At 70.7% G+C, this 9274-nt stretch carries 9 protein-coding genes and 1 pseudogene; 6 read left to right on the forward strand and 4 right to left on the reverse strand.

Annotated elements, in window-relative coordinates:
* On the reverse strand, positions 1-410 hold a 410-nt coding region (locus tag WA805_RS19945; RefSeq protein WP_425243087.1), incomplete at its 3' end, for a response regulator.
* Positions 411-540: 130 nt separating this feature from the next.
* Between WA805_RS19945 and WA805_RS19950 the strand changes: the two genes are divergently transcribed.
* Genes WA805_RS19950 through WA805_RS19960 form a run of 3 tightly spaced genes read left to right on the forward strand, consistent with a single transcriptional unit; the run spans position 541 to position 3531 of the window.
* On the forward strand, positions 541-1704 hold the full coding sequence (locus tag WA805_RS19950) for a LolA family protein (protein ID WP_422275684.1): 1164 nt from the start codon (positions 541-543) through the stop codon (positions 1702-1704).
* A complete protein-coding gene (locus WA805_RS19955) occupies positions 1704-2642 on the forward strand; it encodes an ABC transporter ATP-binding protein (protein WP_422339658.1) in 939 nt (312 codons plus the stop codon). The genes WA805_RS19950 and WA805_RS19955 overlap by 1 nt, the downstream gene beginning before the upstream one ends.
* Positions 2629-3531, forward strand: a complete 903-nt coding sequence (locus WA805_RS19960; RefSeq protein ID WP_422290939.1) for an ABC transporter permease — start codon at positions 2629-2631, stop codon at positions 3529-3531. Before WA805_RS19955 ends, WA805_RS19960 begins: the two co-directional genes overlap by 14 nt.
* On the opposite strand, the gene WA805_RS19965 is transcribed toward WA805_RS19960, so the two are convergent.
* Together WA805_RS19965 and WA805_RS19970 are read right to left on the reverse strand one after the other, a co-directional pair.
* Positions 3528-5234: an AMP-binding protein gene (locus tag WA805_RS19965; RefSeq protein ID WP_422290938.1), complete on the reverse strand. Its 1707-nt coding sequence runs from the start codon at positions 5232-5234 to the stop codon at positions 3528-3530. The two genes, WA805_RS19960 and WA805_RS19965, sit on opposite strands and share 4 nt — an antisense overlap.
* A gap of 64 nt (positions 5235-5298) precedes the next feature.
* Positions 5299-5715 carry a hypothetical protein gene (locus WA805_RS19970; RefSeq protein ID WP_425243088.1) on the reverse strand — a complete coding sequence of 139 codons (417 nt, stop codon included), beginning with the start codon at positions 5713-5715 and terminating at the stop codon, positions 5299-5301.
* A 65-nt stretch (positions 5716-5780) separates the two neighbouring features.
* Between WA805_RS19970 and WA805_RS19975 the strand changes: the two genes are divergently transcribed.
* A complete protein-coding gene (locus tag WA805_RS19975; RefSeq protein ID WP_422326138.1) occupies positions 5781-6767 on the forward strand; it encodes an FAD:protein FMN transferase in 987 nt (328 codons plus the stop codon).
* Here WA805_RS19975 and ggh read toward each other — a convergent pair whose 3' ends face one another.
* A complete protein-coding gene (gene ggh, locus WA805_RS19980; protein WP_422270842.1) occupies positions 6768-8108 on the reverse strand; it encodes a glucosylglycerate hydrolase in 1341 nt (446 codons plus the stop codon).
* A 271-nt stretch (positions 8109-8379) separates the two neighbouring features.
* On the opposite strand from ggh, the gene WA805_RS19985 reads away from it, so the two are divergent.
* Entirely contained in the window at positions 8380-9054 is a 675-nt protein-coding gene (locus WA805_RS19985) for a ferric reductase-like transmembrane domain-containing protein (protein ID WP_422337641.1), read from the forward strand.
* A pseudogene (locus WA805_RS19990) lies at positions 9051-9274 on the forward strand (hypothetical protein); the annotation flags it as partial. The gene WA805_RS19985 and the pseudogene WA805_RS19990, both read left to right, overlap by 4 nt.

The following is a 9274-nucleotide window of genomic DNA, read 5'->3' on the forward strand; positions in this document are numbered from 1 at the left end:
GCCGGGTCCAGGTGCAGGTCACCGGCCACCAGCACCGCCGGGCGTGGCTTAGCGCCCCGGCGCAACAGCGCGCGCAGCCGGGCCGCGAGCACCACGTAGGAGAAAGGCTTGGTCATGTAGTCGTCAGCGCCGAGGTCGAGCCCGTCGGCCTGGTCGTACTCGCCGTCCTTGGCGGACAGGATGAGCACCGGCACCCAGTTCTCCTCGGCCCGCAGCTGCGCGCAGACCTTGTAGCCGGACAGGCCCGGCAGCATGATGTCGAGCACCACGCCGTCGTAGCCGCCCTCGCGGGCCATGTGCAGGCCGGTGACGCCGTCGCAGGCGACATCCACGGCGAACCCCGAAGCCTCGAGGCCGCGCTTGACCGCGGCGGCCAGCCGCCGCTCGTCCTCAACGACAAGCACTCGCACGGGTACAGTGTCCCCCAAAGCCGGTCATGCCCGTATCACGCTCTCAGCTCCCTCACAGCCGGCGTGCGGCACAGTGATCGTACGGGGCCGCTGGACCACGGGCGGCGGTAGCAAGGAACGGGTGAGGAGTATGGGAGTCACACTGTCGAGGCGGGGCCGGTGGGCGGTGCCAGTCATTGCCGTCGCCGTGACCGGTGGCGTCATCGCAGGCACGCAGATCCCGTCAGCGCAGGCATCCCCTGTGCTGCCGGTCAGGACGCCGGGCCAGCTGCTCGCCGAGATCAACCAGGATCAGAAGCTGCCGCCGCTGACCGGCACCGTGGTGGAGACGACCTCCCTCGGGCTGCCGCAGCTGCCGCAGGCCGGCAACCCGACGTCGCTGTCGTCGCTGCTCACCGGCTCGCACACGATCAAGGTCTACTACCTGAACGCGCAGCACTTCCGGCTGTCGGTGCAGCAGCCGATGAGCGAGACCGACGTCATCAGGTCCGCGAACACGCTGTGGCTCTGGGAGAGCACCGGCAACTCGGTCACCAAGTTCACCGCGCCTACGACAGCGCAGAAGCACGCCCTGAAGAACAGGCTGCCCGCCGGCCCGGTGCTCACCCCCCAGCAGGCCGCCAACGAGATACTCACGGCAGTCGGCAAGACCACGCTGGTCAGCGTGCAGGACAACGTCTCGATCGCGAACGAGCCCGCCTACCAGCTGGTCCTCAAGCCGAAGGACCACAGGTCGCTGATCGGCCGCGTGGTGATCGCGGTCGACGCCAAGTACGGCATGCCGCTGCGGGTCCAGGTCTTCGCGAAGGGCGACTCCGGCCCGGCGTTCCAGGTCGGCTACACCCAGCTGTCCATGAACACCGCGCCCGCCGCCGCGAACCTGAACTTCACCCCGCCGCCAGGCGCGTCAGTGGACAAGGTCAACATGGGCGACAAGGCCGCGGCGAAGCCGGCCACGGGTTCGGCGGCGACCATGAGCGATTTCGGCACCTACGGCTCTGACTGGCTCACCGTGGTTTCGCTGCCGCAGCAAGACCTTCTTTCATCACTCGGAACGGGCGCAGCCGGCTCTAACGCCCCCACTGCCCCGTCGGCGGGGCCAGGCGGGCTCGGCGGCGACAGCCAGAAGGTCATCGGCGCGCTGCTCGGCGCGGCCAAGCCGGTGTCGGGCACGTGGGGCAGCGGCACGCTGCTGCAGACCAGCCTGGTCTCGGTGCTGATGACCGGCGGCAAGGTCTACATCGGCGCGGTCCAGCCGAGCGTGCTGTACGCCGCGGTCGGGCACACGTCCTGATGACTGCCGAGGCGCTGGCCATCTCAAGCAAGGGGCTGACCAAGCGGTTCCGCGGCCAGCTGGCGGTCGACCACATCGACCTGGCGGTGCCGCGGGGCGCGGTCTACGGCTTCCTCGGCCCGAACGGGTCGGGCAAGACCACCACGATCCGCATGCTGCTCGGCCTGGCCTACCCGACCAGCGGTACCGCGGAGCTGCTTGGCGTACCAATGCCGGACGGCACGGTCTCGGTGCTGTCCCGGGTGGGCTCGCTGGTGGAGGGGCCGGCGTTCTACCCGTACCTGTCCGGCTGGGACAACCTGGCCAGGTACGACGCGGCTGACCGGTCCGCGTCGTCGAAGTCGGCGGCGGCGCGGATCGGTCAGGCCCTGGAGCGGGTCGGCCTGACCGCGGCGGCGAAGAAGAGGTACCGGAACTACTCGCTCGGCATGAAGCAGCGGCTGGCCATCGCGGCCGGCCTGCTGCGGCCCCGCGAGCTGATCATCCTGGACGAGCCGACCAACGGGCTCGACCCGCAGGGCACCCGCGAGGTCCGCACGCTCGTCAGGCAGATCGCCGCGGAGGGGATCACGGTGTTCGTGTCCTCCCACCTGCTGGCGGAGGTCGAGCAGGTGTGCTCGCATGTAGGCGTGATGCGGGTCGGCAAGCTGGTGTTCCAGGGCTCGCTGCCCGAGCTGCGCCACACGGGGGCGGCCCGGATCACCGTGCGCACGGCGGACGTGGCGGCGGCGGCCACGGTGTTCGGCAAGCTGGGTCTCACGGACGCGGCACCGGGAGAGGACACGATCACCGCCGAGCTCGGCACCGCGGAACCCGAGCTCATCTGCGCCGAGCTCGTGCACGCGGGCGTCGGGGTACGCGGCCTTTCCGTCGAGTCCCCGAGCCTGGAAGAGCTCTTCGTCGGCCTCACCGGGGAGGGCTTCGATGTCGACCATTAGCCAGGCGGAAGTCCCCGCCGGAGCAACGGACGGCCGTGAGCCAGCCGCGTACGTTCGGGGAAACCTGAGATTTTTCCGCAACGAGCTGCGGCTTGTCTTCTTCCGGCGACGGAACCAGCTGCTGCTCGCCGTCGTGGTGCTGTTCCCCTTGCTGATCGGCATCGGGCTTAAGCTCGCGGCGCCGCACGGCGGGGGAGGCGGCGGGCCGTCCAGCGGTGGTGCGGCCTTCTTCAACCAGCTCGCGGGCAACGGCGTGTTCCTCACGTTCATCGCGCTCTCGCTGCTGCTGATTCTGGTGCTGCCGGTGGTGATGGCGGTGATCTCCGGCGACTCGGTGGCAGGCGAGGCCGGCTACGGGACGCTGCGCTACCTGCTCACGGTGCCGGCCGGCCGGACCCGGCTGCTGGCCGTGAAGTACCTGGCGATCGTGGTGTGGGCGGTGGTGGCCACGTTCATCGTCGCGGTGGTCGCGCTGCTCGTCGGGGTGATCCTGTTCCCGGTGGGGCCGGTCACGCTGCTGTCGGGGACCACCGTGTCGCTGGGCGCCGGGCTGGTGCGGGTGCTGTTCGTGACGCTGTACGTCTGCGCCGCGATGGCCGCGCTCGGCGCGATCGGCCTGGCGGTCTCGACGTTCACCGAGCACGCGATCGGCGCGATCGCGGCCGTCATGATCCTGGTCGTGGCCAGCGAGGTGGTCGACCAGATCCCGCAGTTCGCACCGGTCGCGCCGTACCTGCCGACCCACTGGTGGAACAGCTTCGACGCGCTGCTGCGCACGCCGGTGGACACCACGACGTTGTGGCACGGACTGCTGTCGTTCGCGATTTACGCGGCCGTGTTCTGCGCGATCGCGTGGGCCCGGTTTACGTCCGCGGACGTAACGAGCTAACCGAAGTCCTCTTCCCAGAACTCGGTGACGCCGCGGCCGCCACGAGACTCGTCTTCCTGCGCGCGCAGTTCGACGCGGCGTATCTTGCCGGAGATCGTCTTGGGCAGGTCGGCGAACTCGATCCTGCGGATGCGCTTGTAGGGCGCCACCCGCTCGCGGCAGAACGCCATGATGTCCCGCGCCAGCTCAGGGCCTGGCGCGGCGCCCGCGGCGAGCAGTACGTAGGCCTTGGGCACCGCGAGCCTGATCGGGTCGGGGGAGGGCACGACCGCCGCCTCGGCGACCGCCTCGTGCTCGATCAGCACGCTTTCCAGCTCGAACGGCGAGATCCGGTAGTCCGAGGCCTTGAACACGTCGTCCGTGCGCCCGACGTACGTGATGTAGCCGTCGTCGTCGGAGGTCGCGACGTCGCCGGTGTGGTAGTAGCCGCCGCGCATGGCGTCGGCGTCGCGCTCGGCGTCGTCGAGGTAACCGGTCATCAGCCCGAGCGGCCGCTCGCTGAGGTCCAGGCAGATCTCCCCGTCCCTGCCGGGCTGGCCACCCACCGGGTCGACGAGCGTGACCAGGTAGCCGGGCAGCGGCCGGCCCATGGAGCCCGGCTTCACCGGCTGGCCAGGGGTGTTGCCGATCTGCGCGGTGGTCTCCGTCTGCCCGAAGCCGTCCCGCACGGTGATCCCCCAGGCCCTGCGGACCTGCTCGATCACCTCAGGGTTCAGCGGCTCGCCCGCCGCCGCGCATTCACGCAGCACGCTGATGTCCGCGGCGCCGAGGTCGGCCTGGATGAGCATCCGCCAGACCGTCGGCGGCGCGCAGAACGAGGTCACCCCGCAGTCGCCGAGCGCTTTCAGCAGGCCGGCGGCGTTGAACCTGGACTGGTTGAGGATGAGGATCGTGGCCTGCGCGTTCCACGGGGCGAACAGGTTGGACCAGGCGTGCTTGGCCCAGCCCGGGGAGGAGATGTTCAGGTGCACGTCGCCGGGCTCGATGCCGATCCAGTACATCGTGGACAGGTGGCCCACCGGGTAGCTGGCGTGCGTGTGCCCGACGAGCTTGGGCTGCGAGGTCGTCCCCGAGGTGAAGTAGAGCAGCAGCGGGTCGGCCGCCTTCGTGACCCCGTCCGGCGCGAAGTCCCCGGCCGCGTCGCCCGCGCCCGCGTAGCGGTGCCAGCCGGCGGCGCTGTCGCCTGCCACGGGGGCGCCCACGATGACCCGCGTCCAGTCGCCGGGGACATCCGCGAACTTCGGCACCTGCGCGGCCTCGGCCACGACGTGCCTGACGTCGCCCCGGGAGACCCGGTCGGCCAGGTCGGCGGGCTGCAGCAGCGTCGAGGCCGGGATGATCACCGCGCCGAGCTTGATCGCCGCGAGCATGACCTCCCACAGCGGCACCACGTTGCCGAGCATGAGCAGCACCCGGTCGCCGCGCCGGACGCCGAGGCCGCGCAGCCAGTTCGCCACCTGGCTGGAGCGGGCCGCCATCGCCGCATAGCTCACCGCGTCGTCGGAGCCGTCGTCGCCGACGACGCGCAGCGCGGTCCGGTCGCCGTGCTCTGCGGCGATCACGTCGAACCAGTCGAGCGCCCAGTTGAACTCCTCCAGGCTGGGCCAGCTGAAGGCTTCGCGGGCGGCGGCGTAGTCCTCGCGCTGATTCAGCAGGAGATCGCGCGCGGCGCGGAAGGCGGCGGTAGCAGCGGCATTGCTCACCGGTCGATTATCACTCAGGGAAAGGACATAGTCTGCTGAGAAGCTATCTCAACGACGCCCACAACTAGGGATGCCACACTGCGATTATGGACAGCTGGGACGACCGTAACGGAGCACCGCGCGGCCACGGGGCGGCGCGGCATGTCTCGCGGGCCGTCGCGGAGCGGGAGCGCGGCCGGCGCAGGCTGAACACCACGACCGCCACCGTCGGCGTCGCCAGCCTGCTCGCGGCGGGCGCGGTGGCCGCCGTGCTGCCCGGTTCGACGAGCAAGGCATCGACGCACTCGAGCGGCTCCACCTCCACCTCCAGCCCGGGCGCCAGCACGGGCACCGGGTCGGCGAGCTCCGGCTCAGGCTCGAACTCGTCCAGCGGCGCCAGCACGGGCACCGGGTCGGCGAGCTCCGGCTCAAGCTCGAACTCGTCCGGCTCCAACTCGTCGAACTCGTCGAGCAGCTCGAGCAACCTCCAGGCGCCGGTCAACCAGCCAGTGCAGTCAAACGGCGGCGGCCAGGTTACCTCCGGCGGTTCGCGCTAGTGACGTGGCTATGACTCAGGCCCCCCTCAGCGCGGGTTCGCGGGAAGAACCGACGGCGTTCACGGCGTGGCGCGCGCTCGGCATGCTGATCCAGCTCGTGGTCACCGACCCGGGACAGCTGGACGCCGCCAGGGACTTGCTCACCGAGGACCTCACCGAGCTTGACCTGACGTGCAGCAGGTTCCGTGACGACTCTGAGCTCGTCGCCCTCGGGGACGCGGCGCGCGAGGCGACGGCCCCGCTCACCGTGACGGTCAGCCCGCTGCTCGCGCAGGCCATCGCGGTCGCGCTCAGCGCGGCCAGCGTGACCGACGGCGACGTGGACCCGACGGTGGGCGGGGTGCTGTGCGCGCTCGGCTACGACCGTGACTTCGGCCAGGTCCCGGCGACCGGGCCGGCGCTGCCCGGCGGCGTCGGGTTCCGGGTGATTCCCGGCTGGCGCTCGATCAAGCTCGATCCCGTCACCCGGCGGCTGACTGTGCCGCCAGGCGTCCAGCTCGACCTCGGCGCGACGGTGAAGGGCTGGGCGGCGGACCTGTCCGCGGCGCGGATCGCGGAAAAGCTCGGCTGCGGGGTGCTGGTCAGCCTCGGCGGGGACACGTCGGTGGCCGGCGAGCCGCCCGACGGCGGCTGGCGGATCCGCGTGCAGGACGTGACCGGCATGCCGGACCAGCCGTCCTCAGGGCCGAGCACGGTGGTGGCGATCAGGGACGGCGGCCTGGCTACCTCGTCAACGACGGCGCGACGCTGGCAGCGCGGCGGCGACGTGCTGCACCACATCCTGGACCCGCGCACGGGCCTGCCCGCGGCGCCTGTCTGGCGGACGGTCTCGGTGGCCGCGGCCAGCTGCGCCGACGCGAACACGGCCGCGACCGCGGCGGTCATCAGGGGCCGTCAGGCGCCGGCCTGGCTGGCCAGCCTCGGCCTGCCCGCACGGCTCGTCGAGCCGGACGGCACCGTGCTTACCGTCGCGGGCTGGCCGGCCGACCCGGAGTGACTACGCCGCCTCGCCGTCAAGGAGCCAGTCCAGCGCCGCGGCGGCCGTCCAGGACTGATTGAGGCTGCCCAGCGGGGCACCGGTCATCGGGTGGTAGTACTCGGCGTACGTCTCGTCGCCGAGCTGCTCGAGCGAGGTCTCCCGCAGCCGCGCGGCGAGGGCGTGCTCGCCGGAACGGTGCAGCGCCCAGGTGAGCAGCCAGGTGAAGACCGGCCACACCGGTCCGCGCCAGTAGCACTCCGGGTTGAACGCGGGGGAGCACGGCGACGTGGACGGCGGCAGCGGCCACTTCAGGGCCGGATGGCCCGCCCAGCGCGGCCCGGTGAGCAGCGTGACGAGGCGCTGCCGCAGGTAGCGCGGCATGCCCCCGGCGATCAGCGGGGCGAAGCCGGCGACGGTCTCGGTCCGCAGCCACGAGCCGGTCCTGAGGTCGACATCGGCGGCCAGGCCTGACGCCTCGTCGACGTGGCAGAAAACAGCCGCCCGAGCCTGGGCGGCGTAGTCCTTGAGCTCGGCTGCGTCGTCTGGTTTTCGCAGCCGGGCGGCGAAGCTGGCCAGCAGGTCGGAGGCGGCCGCGTAGATGGCGGTGAACAGCACGTCGCCGACCTGGAAGCTGCCGGATTCGCGCAGCAGGCCCGCGTCGTACCCGGCCTCCTTGGCCTCCTCCACCAGCCACAGGTACCTGTCGTACTCACGGTCGGTCGGCCGCTGCCCGACGCTCGACACGTGCGCCTTGTCACGGCGGGTGTAGGCGGGCAGGTCGGGGCCGACCAGGACGTTGCCGTAGGGAATGTCCCACCGGGGCGAGTTGTCCGTGCCGCTCTCCCAGCCGTGGAACAGCGTGATCAGCCCGGTGGACTTGTCCGTCCTGTCGCGGGCCAGGAACCGGTGCCAGGCGAGGAGCTTCGGGTACAGGTGCGCCGCCCAGCCCAGGGTGAGCTCATCTTCCCGTCCGCCTTTGGCCGCGGCGACCGCCAGGATCCGGTCCACGGCGATGGCGTGCACAGGTGGGTCGATGATGCCGCTTGTCGCGGGCGCCGCCGGGGCGTCTTCGTTGAACCGCGCGCACTGCCACTGCGCCGGTCCCGGCCAGTACCCGTCGGCGGCGGGGTCGAAGACGATGTGCGGCACCATGCCGTTGCGCCACTGGCCGGCGAAAAGCGCGTCAAGTTCCAGCCGGGCGCGGGGCAAGTCGACGGTGGCGAGGCCGATCGCGTTAAACGCGGCGTCCCAGCTCCACTGATGGGGGTAGAGGGTGGGCGAGGCCTTGGTGATGAGGCCGGTGCTGTTATCTCGCAATATGTAGGCAGCTCGGGCGGCAAGACTGAGTGACTCAGACATCGTTAAGTTACAACCAGGTTTCCAAACATGACGATCATGTTAACTATCGGGGCAGCGAGCATCTTCCGAAAACAAGCGTGCCTAACACGCGCGTTACCAAACTGAAAGTTACCCCCACTAGATGACCGGAGGTACGCAAGAGCTGCCCCCGGAGGCAACACCATTGATGAAGCTAGGGGATAGCACACGTTGCGAGTCGGTCAGCCGGCTCAGAGACGGCTCATAGCCCGCATCGATACTTCCCTGTGTTTCGTGGCCCATGCTTGAGAACGTGAGCGGAATCAACTCTTCTACCGCGCTGTGGTACGCGAGCCGCGCCACCGGCGTGGTCGCGCTGCTGCTGCTGACCGCGGTGCTGCTGCTCGGCCTGCTGGTGACCAGGCAGGGCCGGCTGCCGGGCCTGCCGCGGTTCGCGGTGACCGGCCTGCACAGGAACCTGTCGCTGATCGCCGTCGTGTTCGTCGCGCTGCACGTGGTGACCGCCGTCGCCGACAGCTACGTGAACATCCCGCTCACCGCCGCGATCGTCCCGCTGGTCTCGCCGTACGAGCGGTTGTGGCTGGGCCTCGGCGCGGTAAGCCTCGACATCATGATCGCGGTCATCGTGACCAGCCTGCTGCGCAGGCACCTGGGCCGCAGGCTGTGGCGCGGGGTGCACCTGCTGGCGTACGTGAGCTGGCCGGTCGCCTGGCTGCACAGCATTTTCTCGAGCCCCGACATGCGGCACGGCGCGCTGTTCCTGCTGGCGCTGGCTAGCGCCGTACTGGTCGTCGTCGCGGTCGGCTGGCGGCTGGCGGCGGCGGCCCGCGACCTGCCGCGCGCCGAACGAGTCGGGCACCTGATGGCCACGATGCACCACCCGATGTCCGCGATGCACCACCGGGCAGAGACGCAGCACCGGGCAGAGATGCAGCACCGGGCACCGGAGAGGACAACCCGCCCATGACCGCGGCCACCCAGGGCTTGCCCGCCGAGGACACCGCCACCAGCCTGCCGCGGCTGCTGCCACGAGACGGCCAGCGGCCGGAGAACTGGCACGCGCACACCGCGCGGCACGGCCGGCTGCCCTACCGCGACCGCCGCGGCGACCTGATCGGTGACCTGACCGCCGCCGGGCTCACCGGACGCGGCGGCGCCGCGTTCCCCGCGGGTCGCAAGCTGTCGAC

This window comes from Trebonia sp. (genome assembly GCF_049794275.1).
GTDB lineage: Bacteria > Actinomycetota > Actinomycetes > Streptosporangiales > Streptosporangiaceae > Trebonia.

Bases quoted from the DNA above. Each gene is read 5' to 3' on its own strand.
- WA805_RS19975 (WP_422326138.1), top strand. From the start codon at position 5,781: ATGACTCAGGCCCCCCTCAGCGCGGGTTCGCGGGAAGAACCGACGGCG.
- WA805_RS19950 (WP_422275684.1), top strand. From the start codon at position 541: ATGGGAGTCACACTGTCGAGGCGGGGCCGGTGGGCGGTGCCAGTCATT.
- WA805_RS19955 (WP_422339658.1), top strand. From the start codon at position 1,704: ATGACTGCCGAGGCGCTGGCCATCTCAAGCAAGGGGCTGACCAAGCGG.
- ggh (WP_422270842.1), bottom strand. From the start codon at position 8,108: ATGTCTGAGTCACTCAGTCTTGCCGCCCGAGCTGCCTACATATTGCGA.
- WA805_RS19960 (WP_422290939.1), top strand. From the start codon at position 2,629: ATGTCGACCATTAGCCAGGCGGAAGTCCCCGCCGGAGCAACGGACGGC.